The organism is Streptomyces sp. NPDC054834 (assembly GCF_053611185.1).
The window spans coordinates 17,591-37,347 of the sequence record NZ_JBSGZV010000023.1 but is presented as its reverse complement, the minus strand read 5'-3'; the positions used below and the strand labels follow the sequence as shown (position 1 = coordinate 37,347).

At 70.7% G+C, this 19,757-nt stretch carries 19 protein-coding genes; 10 read left to right on the top strand and 9 right to left on the bottom strand.

The window, feature by feature from the left end; translation table 11 throughout:
* The first annotated feature begins 36 nt into the window (after positions 1 to 36).
* Positions 37 to 861 carry a methyltransferase domain-containing protein gene (locus ACWGJM_RS27650; RefSeq protein ID WP_453414420.1) on the top strand — a complete coding sequence of 275 codons (825 nt, stop codon included), beginning with the start codon at positions 37 to 39 and terminating at the stop codon, positions 859 to 861.
* Between the two features lie 98 nt (positions 862 to 959).
* Here the strand turns inward: ACWGJM_RS27650 and ACWGJM_RS27645 are convergent, their stop codons facing one another.
* Positions 960 to 1,892 (bottom strand): carbohydrate kinase family protein, encoded by a 933-nt coding sequence (locus ACWGJM_RS27645; RefSeq protein WP_453414419.1) that lies wholly within the window; start codon positions 1,890 to 1,892, stop codon positions 960 to 962.
* Positions 1,889 to 2,797, bottom strand: coding sequence for a pseudouridine-5'-phosphate glycosidase (locus ACWGJM_RS27640; RefSeq protein WP_390734887.1), 909 nt, complete (start codon positions 2,795 to 2,797; stop codon positions 1,889 to 1,891). The genes ACWGJM_RS27645 and ACWGJM_RS27640 overlap by 4 nt, the downstream gene beginning before the upstream one ends.
* A 99-nt stretch (positions 2,798 to 2,896) precedes the next feature.
* Between ACWGJM_RS27640 and ACWGJM_RS27635 the strand changes: the two genes are divergently transcribed.
* Entirely contained in the window at positions 2,897 to 3,325 is a 429-nt protein-coding gene (locus ACWGJM_RS27635) for a VOC family protein (RefSeq protein WP_453414418.1), read from the top strand.
* A 25-nt stretch (positions 3,326 to 3,350) separates the two neighbouring features.
* Here ACWGJM_RS27635 and ACWGJM_RS27630 read toward each other — a convergent pair whose 3' ends face one another.
* Together ACWGJM_RS27630 and ACWGJM_RS27625 are read right to left on the bottom strand one after the other, a co-directional pair.
* A complete protein-coding gene (locus ACWGJM_RS27630; RefSeq protein WP_453414417.1) occupies positions 3,351 to 3,905 on the bottom strand; it encodes a methylated-DNA--[protein]-cysteine S-methyltransferase in 555 nt (184 codons plus the stop codon).
* Positions 3,906 to 3,958: 53 nt separating this feature from the next.
* Complete coding sequence (locus tag ACWGJM_RS27625; protein ID WP_453414416.1) at positions 3,959 to 4,831, bottom strand: glycerophosphodiester phosphodiesterase; 873 nt, start codon at positions 4,829 to 4,831, stop codon at positions 3,959 to 3,961.
* A gap of 338 nt (positions 4,832 to 5,169) precedes the next feature.
* Between ACWGJM_RS27625 and ACWGJM_RS27620 the strand changes: the two genes are divergently transcribed.
* From ACWGJM_RS27620 to ACWGJM_RS27590, 7 genes are all read left to right on the top strand, one after another.
* The gene (locus tag ACWGJM_RS27620; protein ID WP_453414415.1) at positions 5,170 to 6,033 is read left to right on the top strand and encodes an MHYT domain-containing protein; all 864 of its coding nucleotides are present in this window, start codon (positions 5,170 to 5,172) and stop codon (positions 6,031 to 6,033) included.
* Between the two features lie 40 nt (positions 6,034 to 6,073).
* Positions 6,074 to 8,221, top strand: coding sequence for an excinuclease ABC subunit UvrB (uvrB, locus tag ACWGJM_RS27615; RefSeq protein ID WP_453414414.1), 2,148 nt, complete (start codon positions 6,074 to 6,076; stop codon positions 8,219 to 8,221).
* 164 nt (positions 8,222 to 8,385) lie between these two features.
* Positions 8,386 to 8,964: a TerD family protein gene (locus ACWGJM_RS27610; RefSeq protein ID WP_361810727.1), complete on the top strand. Its 579-nt coding sequence runs from the start codon at positions 8,386 to 8,388 to the stop codon at positions 8,962 to 8,964.
* 47 nt (positions 8,965 to 9,011) lie between these two features.
* The gene (locus ACWGJM_RS27605) at positions 9,012 to 10,973 is read left to right on the top strand and encodes a TerD family protein (protein ID WP_453414413.1); all 1,962 of its coding nucleotides are present in this window, start codon (positions 9,012 to 9,014) and stop codon (positions 10,971 to 10,973) included.
* A gap of 222 nt (positions 10,974 to 11,195) precedes the next feature.
* Positions 11,196 to 12,197, top strand: coding sequence for a TerC family protein (locus ACWGJM_RS27600; RefSeq protein WP_453414412.1), 1,002 nt, complete (start codon positions 11,196 to 11,198; stop codon positions 12,195 to 12,197).
* Positions 12,198 to 12,326: 129 nt separating this feature from the next.
* Positions 12,327 to 12,629 carry a hypothetical protein gene (locus ACWGJM_RS27595; RefSeq protein ID WP_453414411.1) on the top strand — a complete coding sequence of 101 codons (303 nt, stop codon included), beginning with the start codon at positions 12,327 to 12,329 and terminating at the stop codon, positions 12,627 to 12,629.
* 110 nt (positions 12,630 to 12,739) lie between these two features.
* Positions 12,740 to 13,837: a calcium:proton antiporter gene (locus tag ACWGJM_RS27590; protein WP_453414410.1), complete on the top strand. Its 1,098-nt coding sequence runs from the start codon at positions 12,740 to 12,742 to the stop codon at positions 13,835 to 13,837.
* On the opposite strand, the gene ACWGJM_RS27585 is transcribed toward ACWGJM_RS27590, so the two are convergent.
* Together ACWGJM_RS27585 and ACWGJM_RS27580 are read right to left on the bottom strand one after the other, a co-directional pair.
* Positions 13,827 to 15,116, bottom strand: a complete 1,290-nt coding sequence (locus tag ACWGJM_RS27585; RefSeq protein WP_453414514.1) for an MFS transporter — start codon at positions 15,114 to 15,116, stop codon at positions 13,827 to 13,829. The two genes, ACWGJM_RS27590 and ACWGJM_RS27585, sit on opposite strands and share 11 nt — an antisense overlap.
* Before the next feature lie 95 nt (positions 15,117 to 15,211).
* The gene (locus tag ACWGJM_RS27580) at positions 15,212 to 16,258 is read right to left on the bottom strand and encodes a S66 family peptidase (protein WP_453414409.1); all 1,047 of its coding nucleotides are present in this window, start codon (positions 16,256 to 16,258) and stop codon (positions 15,212 to 15,214) included.
* Positions 16,259 to 16,360: 102 nt separating this feature from the next.
* Here ACWGJM_RS27580 and aroQ point away from each other — a divergent pair, with 102 nt between their 5' ends.
* Positions 16,361 to 16,834, top strand: coding sequence for a type II 3-dehydroquinate dehydratase (aroQ, locus tag ACWGJM_RS27575; protein WP_453414408.1), 474 nt, complete (start codon positions 16,361 to 16,363; stop codon positions 16,832 to 16,834).
* A 26-nt stretch (positions 16,835 to 16,860) separates the two neighbouring features.
* Here aroQ and ACWGJM_RS27570 read toward each other — a convergent pair whose 3' ends face one another.
* The 3 genes from ACWGJM_RS27570 to ACWGJM_RS27560 are packed head-to-tail and all read right to left on the bottom strand — an operon-like array spanning position 16,861 to position 19,435.
* The gene (locus tag ACWGJM_RS27570; RefSeq protein WP_453414407.1) at positions 16,861 to 17,634 is read right to left on the bottom strand and encodes an amino acid ABC transporter ATP-binding protein; all 774 of its coding nucleotides are present in this window, start codon (positions 17,632 to 17,634) and stop codon (positions 16,861 to 16,863) included.
* A complete protein-coding gene (locus ACWGJM_RS27565; protein WP_453414406.1) occupies positions 17,631 to 18,554 on the bottom strand; it encodes an amino acid ABC transporter permease in 924 nt (307 codons plus the stop codon). The genes ACWGJM_RS27570 and ACWGJM_RS27565 overlap by 4 nt, the downstream gene beginning before the upstream one ends.
* Positions 18,551 to 19,435: an ABC transporter substrate-binding protein gene (locus tag ACWGJM_RS27560; protein WP_453414405.1), complete on the bottom strand. Its 885-nt coding sequence runs from the start codon at positions 19,433 to 19,435 to the stop codon at positions 18,551 to 18,553. Before ACWGJM_RS27560 ends, ACWGJM_RS27565 begins: the two co-directional genes overlap by 4 nt.
* Positions 19,436 to 19,757 lie beyond the last annotated feature (322 nt).

Here is a 19,757-nt window from a genome sequence, read left to right as displayed (position 1 = left end):
TTCCCGGCTATGGACGAGACATTGGATGATCTCGGCATGACGCCACCCGACTCGACACCCTCCGACTCGACGCCGTCCGACGGGTATCTCCTCGACAACAGGCAGGACGAGGCGGGACAGCGCTTCGACGCCTTCGCCACCCTTTTCGACCCCACCACCTTCCGCCATCTCGAAGGACTCGGCATCGGCCCCGGCCTGCGCTGCTGGGAGGTGGGAGCCGGGGGCACCTCCGTGGTCTCCTGGCTGGCCGAGAAGGTCGGCCCCACCGGCAAGGTGGTCGCCACCGACATCGACATCTCGCGGGTCGCCGCGGTCGCCCGCCCACCGGTGGAGGCGCGCGTCCACGACGTCGGCGCGGAGGAGCCGCCGGGGGAGGGTTTCGACCTGGTGCACGCCCGGCTCGTCCTCGTCCACGTGCCGGACAGGGAAAGAGCGCTCCGGTCGATGGTCGAGGCGCTGCGGCCCGGCGGACGGCTCCTGATCGAGGACGCCGATCCGGCCCTGCAACCGCTGCTCTGCCCCGACGAGCACGGCCCCGCGCAACAGCTCGCCAACCGCCTGCGGCACGGCTTCCGCGAACTGCTCGCCGACCGCGGTGCCGACCTCTCCTACGGCCGCAAGCTTCCTCGCCTGCTGCGCGAGGCCGGCTTGCGCGACGTGCAGGCCGACGCCTACTTCCCCCTCACCTCACCCGCCTGCGCCGCTCTGGAGTCCGCCACCGTGCGCCAGATCCGGGAGCAGCTCGTGGCCGCGGGCCTGGCCACCGACGAGGAGATCGACCGGCACCTGTCCAACATCGCCTCCGGCTCCATGGACCTGGCCACGGCACCGATGATCTCGGCGTGGGGGCGGAAGGCGTAGAGCGTCTTCGGCCGCTGTCCGGCGCTCGCGGTGCGGTGTCTCGCGCGAGGGCGACCGCCGCGGGGCGCGGGTGGTGCCGACTCGCTGAGCCGGTGCGGTCACCCGGGCGTCGGCGGCCTGCCGCCCACCCGCTCCACCGCCCGAGCCCCGGCCCGGCAGCCCGCGACCGCGGCCTCCTCGGGGGCCGCGCCCGCGACGAGCGAGGCGAGGAACGCGCCGGTGAAGGCGTCCCCGGCGCCCGTGGTGTCCCTCGGCGTCGCCGGCGCGGCCGGGACCCGGGCAAGCAGGGCGCCGGACCGGGCCACCAACGCTCCGTCCGCGCCCCCCTTGGCCACCACCAGCGGGACATGGCGGCTCAGCTTGGCCGCCGCGTCCACCGGATCCGGCAACCCGGTCAGCAGAGCCGCCTCGTCCCGGCTGGGCAGCAGCACGTCCAGCCGCTCGGCGAAGGCGAGGAACCGGTCCACTCCCAGCCGCGCGAGGAAACCCGCCGACGCCGGATCCAGGCTCACCGGCACACCACGGGCCCGCGCCGCCCCGAGGGCCACCGCCGCCAGTGCCCGGCTCGGCTCGGAGAACAGCAGGTAGCCCGACAGATGCAGCCGGGCGACCCCGTCCAGCAGCGCGTCGGACCAGTCGGCGGGTTCCAGCCGCAGCGACGCGCCGCTGTCCGTGAGGAACGTACGCTCGGCCGACGCCCCCGTGTCGACCAGGCAGACCACCGTCCCGGTGGCCGCCTCCGGGTCGATGACGAGCCGTGGCCGCACTCCGGCCGCGACCAGCTCCCGCTCGTGCCAGGCCGCCGCGTCCACGCCCACCCGCCCCAGCAGCCGTACGTCCGCACAGCCCGTGTGGGCGGCCCAGCAGGCCACATTGGCGCCCGCGCCACCCGGCAGCGTCCGGATCGCGGCCCCCGTGTCGGTGCCGGCCGCGAGCGGCCCCCGGTGCCGGGCGACGATGTCCGTGACGACGTCGCCGACCACCAGCAACGCCCCGCTGCCGCCCGCCGGGCTACCGAAGCCCGCTGTCACCCCCGAGCCCAAGCCGTCGCGATCCGCGCCGCCAGCCGGACGTTGCCGCGCACCGCTGCGAGGTTGGCGCTCAGCGAGGCCCCGTCGGTGTGCCGCACCAGGTAGTCGAGCAGGAACGGTGTGACCGCCTGGCCGGTGACGCCTTCCGCCTCGCAGGCGTGCAGTGCGTCGGCGAGCACGCGCGCGTGCAGCGCGGGGTCGAGCTGCTCCTCCTCCGGGACGGGATTGGCGACGATCAGCGCCGACTCCGGCACACGGAGGCCGTCCTGTGCCCGCATGACCTCCGCCACCTGCTCGGGGGTCTCCAGCGTCCAGTCGACGGGATGCCCGGAGTCGGAGAGGTAGAAGCCGGGGAAGCGGTCCGTGCCGTATCCGGCGACGGCCACACCCAGAGTCTCCAGACGCTGCAAGGTGGCCGGCACGTCCAGGATCGACTTCACCCCCGCGCACACCACCGTGATCCGCGTCCGCGCCAGCAGGCCCAGGTCCGCGGACTCGTCCTGCGTGGCCGTCCACTCCCGGTGCACACCGCCCAGCCCGCCCGTCGCGAACACCCGGACGCCTGCCAGGGCCGCCAGCAGCGCGGTCGCCGACACCGTGGTCGCCCCGCTCGCCCCGGCCGCCACCGCGAGCGGCAGGTCCCGGTGGCCCAGCTTGCGTATCCCGTCCTCGTTCGCGACCCGCTCCAACTGCTCCTTGTCGAGGCCGACATGGGGCCGCCCGTCCAGCACCGCGATCGTCGCCGGTACGGCACCCTCCCGCCGTACGACCTCCTCCAGCTCCCGGGCCACCTGTAGGTTGCGCGGGCGCGGCAGCCCGTGCGCGATGATCGTGGACTCCAGCGCCACCACGGGCCGACGCGCGTTGAACGCCTCACGTACTTCCTCGGAAACCACCAGCACCACGTGCCTGCCTCCTGTCAGTCCGTCTTCCCTCATCTCTGGCGGGCCGTACGCCCGGATAAACGCTTGCGGCCTGTGGTGGCCACCACGAGCCTTGACCGTATGACCGACAACAGCACACGCCTCGACCACGTCGTCCTGTGGGTGAGCGATCCGGCTGCCGCCGCCGACTTCTACGAGAAGGCGGTCGGCCTCGAGCCTCTCAGGGTCGCCGAGTTCACCGCGGGAACGGTCTCCTTCCCCTCCGTGCGGGTCAACGAGGAGACCATCCTCGACCTCGCGCCCCGCACCCTCGCGGAGCGCATGAACATGCTCCCCGGCTCCGCCGACAGCGCGGGCCACCCCGTCAACCACGTCTGTCTCTCCCTGCCGTCAAACGCGTTCGACGCGCTCCGCGCCCGGCTCGAGGACCGCGCCGTCCCGGTGTCCGAGATCGCGCACGACTCCTACGGAGCCCGCGGCAAGGCCAGGCGCAGTTTCTACTTCCGGGACCCCGACGGCAACGTCTTCGAGGCCCGGCACTACGAGTGACCCGCCCCGGACCGCCCTGGGGCCGTCAGAACAGCGGCTCGGGCAGTACGCCCTCCAGGGCGAGCAGCTGGCGCTTGGTCTCCAGCCCGCCCCCGAATCCGCCGATGCCACCGTCGCTCTCGACGACCCGGTGGCACGGCACGACGACCGGCAGCGGATTCGCACCCATCGCCGCGCCCACCGCCTGCGCCGCGCCCGGCTGCCCGACCCGCCCGGCCAGGTCGCCGTACCCGACGACCGCGCCGTACGGGACGGCGGAGGCCAGCTCGCGCAGCACCTGCCGGTTGAAGCCGGATATCAGCGACCAGTCCAGCGGCAGCTCGAAGGTGTGCCGCTCACCCGCGAAATACGCCCACAGCTGGCGCGTCGCCTCGGCCAGCAACGGGGAGCCGGGCGCCTCGACGGGCTCGGTGCCCAGCCGGGCCGCCAGCCGCTCCAGCGCCCGGTCGCGCACCGCGTCAGTGGCGTGGAACACGACGTTGACCAGGCCGTCGCCGGTCGCCGCCAGCAGCAGGGGACCGATGTCGGTGCCGACGACGGCCCACACGACCCGCTGCTCGTACTGCCCATGGCTGTCCATGCGCCCCACGGTACGACCCGCCACTGACACCGCCCCCACCACCGGCCGCGGGCTCAGGACCCGTCGAGCGCCGCCCGCACCACGTCGGGCCTGTTCGTGATCAGGCCGTCGACGCCGTAGCGGGCCACGCTCCGGGCGGTGACCGCGTCGTTGACGGTCCAGGCGAACACGCCCATGGGCCTGCCGTGCGGTCCATCAAACATATGCACGGTGGTGACGTAGCTGGTGGAGATCGTTCCGTACGAGGGGTTGATCAGGTCGGCGAAGCCCGCGTACCGCTGGAGGCTGCCCACCGACGGCGTGCCGAGGAAGCCGGTGGTGATGCCGGGCTTCAGGTCGTGGACGATGCGCAGACTGTCCGCGCTGAAGCTCTGCACGATCAGCCGTCCCTGGTGCCCGTGGTCCAGCCAGCCCTCGTTGCTCAGGAGCTTCAGGGTCTGCCGTTCGATGCCCGGGTACAGCTCGGGGTTCTTGATCTCCAGGAGCAGCTTCTGGTGGTTGTGCTCGACCCGCCGCATGTACTGCTCCAGCGTGGGCACGCGCGTGCCCCTGTACGCGGGGCTGAACCAGCTGCCCGCGTCCAGGCGGGCGATCTCGGCGGCCGTGAAGTCCTTCACCTTCCAGGGCGCCCGGCCGGGGAAGACATCCTCGACGTTCGTGGTGCGGGCGAGGCTGTCGTCGTGGATGACGACCAGTTCCCCGTCCCTGGTGCGCTGGACGTCGTTCTCGACCCAGGAGAAGCCCAGGCCGGCCGCCTTGTCGATGGCGGGCAGGGTGTTCTCAGGGGCATAGGCGGAGGCGCCCCGGTGGGCGATGACCTCGGCATGCCCGCCGTCGTCGTCCGTCCGGGCGTGGGAGGCGGGGGTCAGCAGGGCGACAGCCCCCAGGAGTGCGGTGGTCGTGGCGGCGACTGCGCGCGCGTGCATGCGTACTCCTCGCGTCGAGACGGATGCCGGCGGATACCGACGGAAACGATGCATACCGACGGATGCCGACGGATACCGACGAATGCGGACAGCACCAGCCTGACAGCAGAGGGGCAACAGTGGCGGTGTGCGCGATGACCACAGATTGAATGGACTTGCCCAAGTCCCCTCACGGGTGCCGCACAAGTGGGGCAAGGGTGTGTTTCTTTGCCCGAAAATCGTTCGACCATTCCGGTGGGGGTCATACTCTCAGCGACAGCCCTGACCGCTGGAGCGGTCCTGGGCGGGGGCGCTTGTCATACATTCCGGGACGCACGAGGGCGGAAGGGCAGCCGCGCATGCAAGGCACGGTCGACGGTTTCAGCTACGGGGTCGTCACCCCCTTGGTGGCCTATCTGATGGCGTGCCTGGGCGGTGCCCTCGGCCTGCGCTGCACCACGCGCTCGATGCTGGTGGCCCATTCCTGGCGCCCCGCCTGGCTGGCCCTCGGCTCGGCCGCGATCGGCTCCGGCATATGGACCATGCACTTCGTCGCGATGATGGGCTTCAGCGTCAAGGAGACGCCGGTCCACTACGACAAACCGATGACGTACGCGAGCCTCGGCCTCGCCATCGTCATGGTCGGCGTCGGGATCTTCATCGTCGGCTACCGCGGCGCGACCGGCACGGCGCTGTTCACCGGCGGCACGATCACCGGTCTGGGTGTCGCCTCGATGCACTACCTCGGCATGGCGGGCATGCGCCTCAACGGCACGCTCGGGTACAACACGCTCACCGTCGCCGCCTCGGTGGTGATAGCGGTCGTGGCCGCCACCGCCGCGCTGTGGGCCGCCGGACAGGTCCGGGGATTCCTGTGGAGCGTGGGCGCGAGCCTCGTCATGGGCCTCGCGGTCAGCGGCATGCACTACACCGGCATGGCCGCCCTCAGCGTCCACCTGCACGGCACCTCCGGGACGCCCGAGGGCGAGTCACCCGCCGCTCTGCTCGCGCCCATGCTGATCGGCCCCCTCGCCTTCCTCCTCCTCGCGGGTGTCGTCGTGATGTTCGACCCGCTGATGGTCATGGGCAAGCCCGACTGGACCCGCGTCGAGCACAAGCCGGGCGTCCCGGCCGGCGCCATGACCCACCCGGACCGCCGCCCGCCGCTGCGTCCGGTCCGCCCGCAGGGCCACCGAAGCTCCCGCATCCCGCAGAACCGCTGATCAGGCCCCGTTGTCAGTGCGGGGTCGTACGGTTGATTCCATGCGGCCCGTTTCCCACATCGAACGCACGGTGGCGCCCTTCGAGGTCGTCAGCCCCTACCAGCCAAGCGGCGACCAGCCGACGGCCATCGCCGAGCTGGCCCGACGCATCGAGGCCGGTGAGAAAGACGTCGTCCTGCTCGGCGCGACCGGCACCGGCAAGTCCGCCACCACCGCGTGGATGATCGAGAAGCTCCAGCGCCCCACGCTCGTGATGGCACCGAACAAGACGCTGGCCGCCCAGCTGGCCAACGAGTTCCGCGAGCTTCTCCCGAACAACGCCGTCGAGTACTTCGTCTCGTACTACGACTACTACCAGCCCGAGGCCTACGTCCCGCAGTCGGACACCTACATCGAGAAGGACTCCTCGATCAACGAGGAGGTCGAGCGACTGCGGCACTCGGCGACCAACTCGCTGCTCACCCGCCGCGACGTCGTCGTGGTCGCCTCGGTGTCCTGCATCTACGGCCTGGGCACCCCGCAGGAGTACGTGGACCGGATGGTCCCCCTCCGGGTCGGCGACGAGATCGACCGGGACGACCTGCTGCGCCGTTTCGTGGACATCCAGTACACGCGCAACGACCTGGCCTTCACCCGCGGCACCTTCCGGGTCCGCGGCGACACCATCGAGATCTTCCCGGTGTACGAGGAGCTGGCCGTCCGCATCGAGATGTTCGGCGACGAGATCGAGGCGCTCTCCACGCTCCACCCGCTCACCGGCGAGATCATCAGCGACGACCAGCAGCTGTACGTCTTCCCCGCCTCCCACTACGTGGCCGGCCCCGAGCGCATGGAGCGGGCCGTCAACGACATCGAGAAGGAGCTGGGGGAGCGCCTGGCCGAGCTGGAGAAGCAGGGCAAGCTCCTGGAGGCCCAGCGCCTGCGGATGCGCACGACGTACGACATCGAGATGCTCCGCCAGATCGGCAGCTGCTCCGGCGTGGAGAACTACTCGATGCACTTCGACGGCCGTGCGCCCGGCTCGCCGCCCAACACCCTGCTGGACTACTTCCCGGACGACTTCCTGCTCGTCATCGACGAGTCGCACGTCACGGTCCCGCAGATCGGCGCCATGTACGAGGGCGACGCGTCCCGCAAGCGCACCCTGGTCGACCACGGCTTCCGGCTGCCCTCCGCGCTGGACAACCGCCCCCTGAAGTGGGAGGAGTTCCAGGAACGCACCGGACAGACCGTCTACCTGTCGGCGACCCCGGGCAACTACGAGCTGTCGCGCGGGGACGGCGTCGTGGAGCAGATCATCCGCCCCACGGGCCTGGTCGACCCGGAGGTCGTCGTCAAGCCCACCGAGGGCCAGATCGACGACCTGGTGCACGAGATCCGCAAGCGCACGGAGAAGGACGAACGCGTCCTGGTCACCACGCTCACCAAGAAGATGGCCGAGGACCTCACGGACTACTTCCTGGAGCTCGGCATCCAGGTGCGCTACCTGCACAGCGACGTCGACACGCTGCGCCGCGTCGAGCTCCTGCGCGAGCTGCGCTCCGGCGAGTTCGACGTCCTGGTCGGCATCAACCTCCTCCGCGAGGGCCTCGACCTGCCCGAGGTGTCCCTGGTGGCGATCCTGGACGCCGACAAGGAGGGCTTCCTGCGCTCCGGCACCTCGCTGATCCAGACCATCGGCCGCGCGGCGCGCAACGTCTCCGGCCAGGTCCACATGTACGCCGACAAGATCACCCCGGCGATGGAGCGGGCCATCGAGGAGACCAACCGCCGCAGGGAGAAGCAGGTCGCCTACAACAAGGCCAACGGCATCGATCCGCAGCCGCTGCGCAAGAAGATCAACGACATCGTCGCCCGGATCGCCCGCGAGGAGGTCGACACCGAACAGCTACTCGGCTCCGGCTACCGCAAGCTGAGGGACGGCAAGGGCGCCAAGGCCCCGGTGCCGACGCTCGGCGACAAGGCGGTCAAGGGCGCGAAGGCCGCCAAGTCCGCGAAGGGCAAGGCCAAGGACGCGGTGCCCACCGACCGCCCTGCGGCCGAACTCGCCGAGCAGATCGAGGAGATGACCGAGCGCATGCGCGCCGCCGCCGCGGATCTCCAGTTCGAGATCGCGGCCCGGCTGCGTGACGAGGTCTCCGAGATGAAGAAGGAACTGCGCCAGATGAAGGAGGCGGGCCTGTCCTGAGCCCGGGCCGCCTCGACCGGCCCCGGTGTCCGCGTGGAGTGCGGTGTGTTGCAACACCGACACAAAGCGCGGGCCGGGGGTCGGCACTGTCAGCGCCCCTGCGTAGGGTTTTGGTCAACCGCGCGCACCGCGGCAACAGGGGAAATCCGAGAGGGGAAACCGCCGTGACCGTCAACATGACCAAGGGTCAGGCCATCAGCCTGGAGAAGAAGGACGGGGGCAGCCTGACCGCGGTCCGTATGGGTCTCGGCTGGCAGGCGGCTCCCCGACGCGGTCTGTTCGGCTCGCGCACCCGGGAGATCGACCTGGACGCCTCCGCGGTGCTGTTCGCCGACAAGCAGCCCGTCGACGTCGTGTTCTTCCGTCACCTGGTCAGTGACGACGGATCCGTGCGGCACACCGGCGACAACCTCGTCGGCGGTGTGGGCCAGGGCGGCGACGACGAGGCCATCCTCGTCGACCTTCAGCGCGTCCCGGTCCACATCGACCAGATCGTCTTCACCGTCAACTCCTTCACCGGCCAGACCTTCCAGGAAGTGCAGAACGCCTTCTGCCGCCTGGTCGACGAGACCAACGGCCAGGAGCTGGCCCGCTATACGCTGGCGGGCGGCGGGGCGTACACCGCCCAGATCATGGCCAAGGTGCACCGGTCGGGTTCGGGCTGGACGATGACCGCCCTGGGCACCCCGTCCAACGGCCGCACCTTCCAGGACCTGATGCCGGCGATCCTGCCGCACCTGTAGGCCGGCTCGGCGACCTGCGCACGACATACGACCAGGGGGGACAGGCGATGACGGCCGAGCTGGTGCGGGGGCAGAACCACCCGCTCTCGCGGGTCCGGCTGGAGATCCGGATCGCGGCCGGGGTGCCGGTCGTGGCCGGGGCCACGCTCAGCGACGACAGCGGCAAGGTGCAGGGCGTCGAGTGGGTCGCCCACCCGGGTGCCCCCACCCTGCCCGGCCTGGAGGTGTCCCGCCAGGCAGCCGCCGAACACCGCCTCGCGGTGGACCTGGCTGCCATGCCCGAGCACGTGCACCGCGTCGACGTGCTGCTGGCCCTGCCGACGGGGACGGGCGGGCCGCTCCGCTTCGGCGCCGTCGCCACCCCCTCCGTCGCCGTCACCGACCTCGACGGCACTCAGGTCGCGCGCTACACGATCACCGGCCTGGACGCCGAATCGGCCGTCGTCGCTCTGGAGCTGTACCGCAGACAGGGCGCCTGGAAGGTGCGTGCCGTCGGCCAGGGCTACGCGGGCGGTCTGGCCGCACTCCTCACCGACCAGGGCCTGCCCCAGGCCGACGAGCTCGCCGGCAGCATCCAGGAGGCGGTGGCGCGAGGCCTGGCCCGCTCCATACCGGCGCCAGAGCCGCATACGGCTGACGTGGACCGTTCGCGGCAGGCGACGACTCCCGCGCCCGGCTTCGACCGGTCCGGCCCGGCACCCCAGGGCGTCCCGGAGGCGGTGCCGCCGTGGACCCCGCGACCCTACGAGGGTCAGACGCCGGCCGCCGAGGGCGACCCGTCGGGGTCCTCCGGCAACATCGACTACACGCATCCCCGGCGCCACGCGGCCCCGCCGCCTCCCGCACCCGAGCCGCCTCCTGTCCCGTCGGGGCAGCCCGCGGTGCCGGTCGCGGGTGACGCTGTCGGCTGGTCGATGGACGAACGGCTGTACAACCAGGTCTGGGGCATGTTCGAGGACCTGGCCCGCACCACGGCCGCCTACCGCAGCGCGGTCGACTTCGCCGACGTGCGCTTGGAGAAGGAGCTCGACCAGGTCCTGTCCGACCCGCGCAGCCGGCTCGGTTCGGCGGGCGACGCGGCACGCGATACGGCCCGCGCCAAGCGCGACGGCATCGTCGACCAGGCACGGGCGGCCCTCGACCGCGACCTCGACCAGCTCACCGCCGAGGCCGAGGCCGTCGAGCCTGCCCTCCCGCCGGCGTACGCCCGCTGGGACAACCCCGTCTGGCACGGATACCAGGTCCCGACAGAGCCGCCGCTCGCCCTGCGCCTGGGCGACCTCCACCTCCCCGAGAGCGCCCCCCTGCGCGTCCCGATGCTGGTCCGGCTGCCGCTGGAGCGCGGCCTGTGGATCGACAGCGGCCGAGTGACGGCACCCGACGGCACGGTCACCGAGCCGGACGAACTGCGGCACCTCGCCATGGAGGCGGCGGTGGCGCTCGCGACCCGGCTGCTCGCCGTACACCCGGCGGGGGAGTTCGGCGTCGAGGTGATCGATCCGGCCGGTTCGGCGGCCCAGGCGCTGGTCCCGTTGGTGCGCAGCGGTGTCCTCGCCGCTCCGCCGGCGGCCGGTGCCGCGGGAGTGACGGACGTCCTGGAGCGCCTCACCCGGCGCGTCGACCTGGTGCAGATGGCGGTACGCGGTGGCGCGACCGAATCACTGCCGCCCGGTCTGGACACGGCCCGGCAGCTGCTGATCGTGACCGACTTCCCGCACGGCTTCGACGACCGGGCCGTGACCGCGTTGCGTTACCTGGCGGACGAGGGCCCGGCCGTCGGCGTGCACCTGCTGGTGGTCGCCGACCGCGAGGACGCCGCCGCCTACGGCCCTTTGCTCGATCCGCTGTGGCATTCCCTCATGCGACTCACCCCGGTGCCCGACGACCATCTCGTGGATCCCTGGGTCGGCCATGCCTGGACGTACGAGCCGTCGCTGGTGCCGCCGGGCAGCGAGGTGCTCCACCATGTGCTCACGAAGGTGGCAGTCGCCTCCCTCAAGTACAGGTAAAGCGCCTCTGAACAGGGATTTTGATCTTTTCTTTGCCAATCACTTTACCTTCCCTTGGTGAATGGGGTACTGTCTTCCGTACGGAGGGGAGTACTCCCTGACTGCGGCGTACCCGTCAATACGGATCGGACGAGATCCCGGGGCGTCGGCCCATCGCGGGTGGAAGAGACCTCCGACAGCGATGACGCTGACCCTTTGCCGTTACGTACTGCCGGAGGCGCAGTGGAAGTTTCCGCCACCCTGTGGGTCCTGACCATCGTCGGCCTCGCCGCTCTCGTCGCGGTCGACTTCTTCATCGGGCGCAAGCCCCATGACGTGTCGATCAAGGAAGCCGGGATCTGGACCGTCGTCTGGATCGCCCTGGCCGGGCTCTTCGGCGCCGGCCTGCTCGTCTTCGGCGGCGGACAGCCCGCCGGAGAGTTCTTCGCCGGCTTCATCACCGAGAAGTCGCTGAGTGTCGACAACCTCTTCGTCTTCGTCCTGATCATGGCGAAGTTCGCCGTGCCCTCGCAGTACCAGCAGCGGGTGCTGCTCGTCGGAGTGCTCATAGCCCTGGTCCTGCGGGCCGCCTTCATCGCCGCCGGAGCGGCGATCCTCGCCAGCTTCTCGTGGGTCTTCTACCTCTTCGGTGCCTTCCTGATCTGGACCGCCTGGAAGCTCATCCAGGAGGCCCGGTCCGACGAGGAGGACGAGGAGTACGAGGAGAACAAGCTGCTCAAGGCAGTCGAGCACAAGTTCGGCGTGGCCGACCGCTACCACGGCACCAAGCTGTGGATCCGGCAGAACGGCAAACGCGTCATGACGCCGATGCTGGTCGTGATGCTTGCGATAGGTACGACGGACGTACTGTTCGCGCTGGACTCGATCCCCGCGATCTTCGGCCTGACGCAGGACCCGTACATCGTCTTCACCGCGAACGCCTTCGCCCTGATGGGCCTGCGCCAGCTGTACTTCCTCATCGGCGGCCTGCTGAAGAAGCTGGTCCACCTCTCCTACGGTCTGTCCGTCATCCTCGGCTTCATCGGCGTGAAGCTGGTGTTCCACGCGCTGCACGAGTCCGGGGTGCACGTCCCGGAAATCAGCATCCCGGTCTCGCTCGGCGTGATCTGCGCGGTCCTGGCGGTCACCACCGTCACCAGTCTCATGGCGTCCAGGAAGCAGGCGGCGCTCGGGACGGCGCAGGCAGGCGGCGAGAGCGCTCCGAAGGACAGCATCGACGCCTGACCTCGTCGGACGTAGGAACAACCAGCACGGGGAGCGGTGCGTGGCGCATTGCCGACCATCGCTCCCGGTGCTTCGTTGGGTGCTGAGCGCGTCCCCGGCCGGGGACGCCGTTGCCCGGGGGAGGCGTCCGTGAAGTTCGTCCAGATCATCGAGTTCGAGACCGACCGCATCGAGGAGATGAGGCAGCTTTCCGACGACATGGAGAACCGCTCGGCAAGCCGCGAGGACGGCCCCACCCGCCGGCTCGTCCTCGCGGACCGCAACCGGCCGGGCCGCTATCTCGCGGTGATCGAGTTCGACTCGTACGAGGAGGCCATGCGCAACAACGGCGATCCTGAGACAAGCAAGTTCGCCGAGCAGATGGCCGCCCTGTGCACCCGGCCGCCGTCCTTCGCCGACTGCGACGTCGTGGACATGAGCGAGTTCGGGTAACCGACGCGCTGCACACCCGGTCCGCCGGGGGTCCGTACCGCGTCGGCAGCGGCCCCCGGCAACGAAAGGACTGGAATGCGAACCGTGTACACCTCTGCCACCATCACCGCATGATCGCTCGGCGGAGGTCGCTCACCACCCAGTGGACGTTCCTCGTGCCGGTTCTCGCGGTCGTCCTCCTCGTCCTGACCTGGGGCAGGCATCTGCCCGACGCGGTCGTCGTGCTGGTCACCGTGGTCCTCGCCGGGTCCGTGCTGGCCGCGGTGCACCATGCCGAAGTGGTCGCCCATCGCGTCGGTGAACCCTTCGGCTCCCTCGTCCTCGCCATAGCCGTGACGATCATCGAGGTCGCCCTGATCGTCACCCTCATGGCCGACGGCGGCGCCAAGAGCGCGACGCTGGCCCGGGACACGGTCTTCGCGGCCGTGATGATCACCTGCAACGGGGTCGTCGGCCTGTGCCTGCTGGTCGCCTCGCTGCGGCACGGCACGGCGGTCTTCAACCCCGAGGGCACCGGTGCCGCCCTCGCGACTGTGGCCACGCTGGCCACCCTCAGCCTCGTGCTGCCGACGTTCACCACCAGCAAGCCCGGCCCGGAGTTCTCGTCCGTGCAGCTGACCTTCGCCGCGCTGTCCTCGCTGATCCTCTACGGCCTGTTCGTCGCCACCCAGACCGTGCGGCACCGGGACTACTTCCTCCCGATCACCCGGCAGGGCGGGGTGATCGAGGCGGACCACGCCGACGTGCCGACCGCGCGTACGGCGCGGCTCAGCCTGGCCCTGCTCGGCCTCGCGTTGGTCGGAGTGGTCGGACTGGCCAAGGGGGTGTCGCCCACCGTCGAGTCCGGCGTGGCGGCCGCCGGTCTGAACCAGGCGGTCGTCGGTGTGATCATCGCTCTGCTCGTGCTGTTGCCCGAGACGATCGCCGCCGTCCGTTCGGCCCGCCGCGACCGCGTGCAGACCAGCCTCAACCTCGCCCTTGGCTCGGCGATGGCCAGCATCGGTCTCACCATCCCCGCCGTCGCCCTAGCCTCCGTCTGGCTCTCCGGTCCGCTCGTTCTCGGCCTGAGCGCGATCCACATGGTGCTGCTCGCCCTGACGGTGGTGGTCAGCTCCCTGACAGTGGTGCCGGGCCGGGCCACACCGCTGCAAGGAGGCGTCCATCTGGTGCTGTTCGCCGCCTACCTGGAGTTGGCGATCAACCCGTAGCGGGTCGGCCGGTGACCGGTTCCACCGCCCCGGCCACCGGCACCGGACGCGTCTCGGGCAGCAGCGCGAAGCACCCGAGGCTGAACAGCGCGACCCCGGTCAGATAGGCGCCCACGCCCCAGGGCACCCGCCCCGAGTGCTCGGCGAGTGCGGTGGCCACGATGGGGGTCAGCGCGCCGCCGAGCACCCCGCCGAGGTTGTAGCCGACCGCGGCGCCGGTGCAGCGCACCCTCGGCTCGTACAGTTCCGGCAGGTACGCGGCGATCACCGCGAACATGGTGATGAACGCGAGCAGCGCCCCGAGGAAGCCGAGGAACATCAGCGCGGGCTCACCGGTCGCCAGGAGCGCGACCATCGGGAACATCCACAGCGCGGTCGCCGTGCAGCCCGCCAGACACAGGGGCCGTCGCCCGAACCGGTCGCCGAGCAGCGCCATCAGGGGGGTGAGCGTCCCCTTCACCGCCACGGCGGCCATGACGCAGGTCAGCATGACGGTGCGGCTCACTCCCAGCCGTTCCGTCGCGTAGGCCAGGGACCAGGTCGTCACGGCGTAGAACACCGCGTAGCCGACCGCGAGCGCGCCGGCCGTCAGCAGCACCAGCCGCCAGTGGTCACGTACGACCTCGACGAGCGGCACGCGCGCGTGGTCCTCGATCTCCAGGAACCGGGGACTCTCCACCAGCGAGGAGCGCAGCCACAGCCCGGCCACGGCCAGCACCCCGGCAGCCCAGAACGGCACCCTCCAGCCCCACTGTGCGAACTGCGCGTCGGACAGCAACGCCGACAGCGCCAGCATCAGGCCATTGGCCAGCAGGAACCCCAGAGAGGGCCCCACCTGCGGGAAGCTCGACCACAGCGCGCGCCGCCCGGCCGGCGCGTGCTCGGCCGTCAACAGCACCGCCCCGCCCCACTCACCGCCGAGCCCCAGCCCTTGCAGGAAGCGCAGGAGCAGCAGCAGCAAGGGCGCGGCCACGCCGATCGTGCCGTACGTCGGCACGCAGCCGACCGCGACCGTGGAGACGCCGGTCAGCAGCAGCGAGGCGACGAGGACCGGCCGGCGCCCGCGCCGGTCCCCGATGTGCCCGAACAGCACCGAGCCCAGCGGCCGGGCCACGAACCCCACCCCGAAGGTCGCGAAGGCCGCCAGCGTCCCGGCCAACGGCGAGAACGTCGGGAAGAACAGCGGCCCCAGGACCAGGGCAGCCGCCGTTCCGTAGGCGAAGAAGTCGTAGAACTCGATCGCTGTCCCGGCGAGCGAGGCGGCCCCGAGCCGCAGCATGGAGGGTGCCCTTACGGTGCGTACGTCGTGCATGCCGCGTCAACTACCCACGGTGACCAGTGGTTACGGGGGGCGTGCGGGGGCACGTCCCTGTGTCAGTAGGTGACCGTGATGCGCCGGGCGGGGCCGTCGACGCGGACGGTACCCCCGTAGGGGATGACCAGTTGCGGATCCGTGTGCCCGAAGTCCACGTCGAAGACGGCCAGGGTGTCCGGGGCGTACGCGCTCAGCGCCCGCCGCACGGCCTCGCGCTGCTCGGCGGCGTACCGAGCGCCCTCCTCCGGACTGTTGGGGTGTTCAAAGGACCAGGTCTTCGCGCGGCCCATCAGGAGCGCCGGGAACCGCTGCAACAGGCCGCGCTCGCCCATGCCGCGCAGGATCCGGAAGACCTCCGTGCCGCTCGGCAGCTCTTCCGAGGTCTCCAGGAACAGCACGCCGCCGTCGTACACGGACAGGTCGTGCGACACCTCCCGGTCGGCCATCAGCAGCCAGGAGAGGATCTCCAGGTTGCCGCCCCAGGCCCGGCCCTCCACCACGCGGTCGGCTCCCAGCCAGGTCCATCCGGTGCCCGGCCGGGTCGCCGGTTCCGCCTCGAAGGTCGCCGGGTCGGCCCAGTCGCGGTCGACGTCGTTCCAGCTCTCGGCGGGCCGCAGTTCGTACGGGCCCGAGGTGAACAGCGCCGCCCGCAGGGAGTCGGCGGTCCGCGGGTGCATGGCTCCGGGTCGGCCCAGTTCGCACATCACACTCGCGCCGTGGTAAGCGACCACTCCGGCGTTGTACAGGAACGCGAGCAGGTTGGTGTTGTCGCTCCACCCGAAGAAGGGCTTCGGGCCGGCCCGCAGCAACTCCCGGTCCAGCAGCGGCAGGACGGTGATCTGGTCGTCGCCGCCGATCGACGCGATGACCGCCTTGACCGAGGGGTCGGCGAAGGCCGCGTGGATGTCATCGGCCCGCTCCTGGGGAGTGGTGCCCGTCTTCCGCGTCGTCGGGTACTCGACCGGTTCGAGGCCGAACTCCTCGCGCAGCCGTTCCAGGCCGAGTTCGTAGGGGTGCGGGAAGAGCTCGGGCAGACCGTCGGAGGGCGAGACGACGGCTATGCGGTCGCCAGGCGAGGGCTTGGGAGGGTACTGGGGGGTGGTCATGCCCGGGAGCGTACGGTCTGCGTCTCCCTCGTTTCACCGTGATAAACCGGGGTGAGCAGCGGTCCCCGGCGGGCCGCTCACGCCGAACGGACCGGAGGAACCGTGACCCGCACCCTGGCCAACGCCCCGATCATGATCCTCAACGGGCCCAACCTGAACCTGCTCGGCCAGCGCCAGCCCGAGATCTACGGCTCCGACACGCTCGCCGACGTCGAGGCCCTGTGTGTCAAGGCGGCGGCCGCGCACGGCGGCACGGTCGACTTCCGGCAGTCCAATCACGAGGGGGAGCTGGTCGACTGGATCCACGAGGCGAGGCTCAACCACTGCGGCATCGTCATCAATCCCGGCGCCTACTCGCACACGTCGGTCGCGATTCTGGACGCACTCAACACCTGTGACGGCATGCCCGTGCTGGAGGTCCACATCTCCAACATCCACCAGCGAGAGTCGTTCCGGCACCACTCGTACGTCTCCCTGCGCGCCGACGGCGTCATCGCCGGATGCGGCGTGCAGGGCTATGTGTTCGGTGTGGAGCGGGTCGCGGCGCTGGTGGAGGCGGCGCGGGCCGGGGCGTAAGCCCCGAGCGTCATTGCGCCCGCCCCTTACAGGCGGCCCGCCTTAACGATCCGCCGCAGGAAGCGCCGCGTGCGCTCCTGCTGCGGATCGCCGAAGACCTGCTCGGCGGTGCCGCGCTCCAGCACGACCCCTCCGTCCAGAAAACAAACCTGGTCCGCGACATCACGGGCGAAGCCCATCTCGTGTGTCGCCAGCACCATGGTCATGCCGTCGTCCTTCAGATCGCGCACCACGGTGAGCACCTCGCCGACCAGTTCCGGGTCGAGGGCCGCGGTGATCTCGTCGAGCAGCAACAGCCGGGGACGCACCGCCAGGGCACGCACGATCGCCACCCGCTGCTGCTGACCGCCGCTCAGCCGGTCCGGATACGCGTCCGCCTTGCCGCCCAGCCCGAGCCGCTCCAGCAGTTCCCTGGCGTGTTCCTCGGCCTCCGCACGGGGCACGCCGTGCACCCGGCGCGGGGCCAGTGTGATGTTCTCCAGCACCGTCATGTGCGGAAAGAGGTTGTACGCCTGGAAGACCACGCCGATACGGCGCCGGACGGCGTCCTGGTCGACCCGCGGGTCGGTGATCTCCTCGCCGTCCAGCCAGATCGCGCCGTCGTCGATCTCCTCCAGCAGGTTGGCGCACCGCAGCAGCGTGGACTTGCCGGAGCCGGAGGCACCGATCAGCGCGGTCACCGTGTGGGGGGCGACCTCCAGGCCGACGTCCCGCAGCACGACCGAGTCCCCGAAGGTCTTGCGAACGGACTCCATCCGCAGCACGGGGGAGCCGCCGGGGACACCGGGTGCGTCGCTCATATCGATCCTCCCTGGGCCCGCCGACGGTCCATCCTGGCCGTCACCCAGTCCGTGAAGCGGGTCATCGGGATGGTCAGCGCCACGAAGACCAGGCCCGCGACGATGTACGGCGTGTAGTTGAGACTGCGGCCCACGATGATGTCGGCCGCCCGGACGGCGTCGATCGCGCCGCCGATCGAGACGAGCCCGGTGTCCTTCTGGAGCGACACCAGGTCGTTGAGCAGCGGCGGCACCTGGCGGCGCACCGCCTGGGGGAGCACCACGTGGCGCAGCGCCTGCCGGTTGGTCAGCCCGAGGGAGCGGGCGGCGGCGCGCTGCGAGGGGTGCACCGACTCGATACCGGCACGGAACACCTCGGCCACGTACGCCGAGTACGTCAGGGTCAGTGCCGTACCGCCGAGCAGCACCGGGTCGACGGTCACGCCCTGAAGCCGCAGCGCCGGCACACCGAGCACCACGATCATCAGGTTGATGATCAGTGGCAGCCCCCGGAAGAAGTCGGTGTAGGCGGCAGCCAGTACCCGCAGCGGGAAGAACACCGGCCCGCGCAGGGTGCGCGCGACGGCGATCAGCATCCCGAGGACCAGCACGGCGGCACCGCAGACGAGCAGCAGCCGGACGTTCAGCCACAGCCCTTCCAGGACCTTGGGCAACGCCTCGCGCGCGTACTGCCCGTTGAAGAACGTCTCCTTCGTGCGCGGCCAGCCCGGCGCGCCGACGACGACGAGATAGAGGACGACGCCGGTGACCAGGGTCGACAGCGCTGCGATCGCCGTTGCGCGGCGGGCCCGGGCACGCTTGAAACGCTCGCGCTCGAGCCGCCGTTGCGAGGGGACGTAGCCGTCGTCGCCCGCGCCGCCGGCCATGTCACCCTTGTCGTCCGCGCCCTCCCGGTCGGACTCCTCCTTCGTGACCGTCACTTGAGCACCGGTGCGTCGACGGCGTCGGAGAGCCACTGCTTCTCGATCTTCGCCAGCGTGCCGTCCTTGCGCAGGCCGTCCACGGCGTCGGAAACGCACGATGTGAGGGCGCTGCCCTTGTCGAGCACCAGCCCGAACTGCTCGGGTGCGCCGCCCTGGTTCTCGAACTGACCGACGATCCTGGCGTCCGTCACCTCGGCCGCCGTGATGTAGAACGCGGTCGGAAGGTCGACGACGACGGCGTCGACCTGACCGTTCTTCAGCGCCGACTTGGCCTGGTCGTTCTTGGCGTACACGGCCGCTTCCTGCTTCGGCTTCACCACGTCGTCGATGTAGTCGAGACTGGTGGTGCCCACCTGGGCGCCCAGCTTGAGGCCCTTGAGGTCCGCGATGCTCGTCGCCTTCGCGGCCTTGCTGCCCTTGAGCGCGATGACGGCCTGGCGGACGTCGTAGTAACCGGAGGAGAAGTCCACGGCCTTCTTGCGCTCGGCGCTGATCGACACCTGGTTGATGTCGAAGTCGAAGGTCTTCACGCCGGGTGCGAAGGCCTTGTTGAAGGGGACGCTCTGCCAGACGACGGCGCTCTTGTCGTAGCCGAGCCGCTGCGCCACGGCGTAGGCCACCGCCGACTCGAAGCCCTTTCCGCTGGCGGGCTTGTCGTCCTTGAACCAGGGCTCGTACGCCGGCTCGTCGGTGGCGATCGTCAGCTTGCCGGAGGCCTTGGTGGCCAACTTGCCCTTCGCACAGCTCTTCCCGGCCGACGCGGACGGAGAAGCGGCGGCCTTCTCCTCGGGCTGCGGAGCGCAGCCGACAGCGGTGGCGAGCAGGGCTATGGCCGCGGAGGCGACGGCGCGGCGCAGTGCGCGAGGGGCGAGTTGCATGGCGGGAGAGTGGCAGGGCAGCGCCCGTTTGTCGAGGTCAAAGCGCCAACTGTCTGCATATTGGGAGCGGGTGTTGCATTTTCGTGAACACGTCCCCGTGGGGCTCGCCTGGGCCGCCGGCCGAGGGCGGGGAAAGGTAGACCGGCGGCCCATTCCGCGCGGGTGCCGTCTTCCCGCGCGTGGCTCCTACCAGTTGAGCGCGCAACGACGCGCCCCGCGAGCGCGCACGCGCCGTCAGCACGTGTGCGCGATTCACACGGGGCGCGCATGAGGCTCGCGCGGGACGCTGGTACGCACTCGCGCGGGGCGCGGGGGTGCGGCG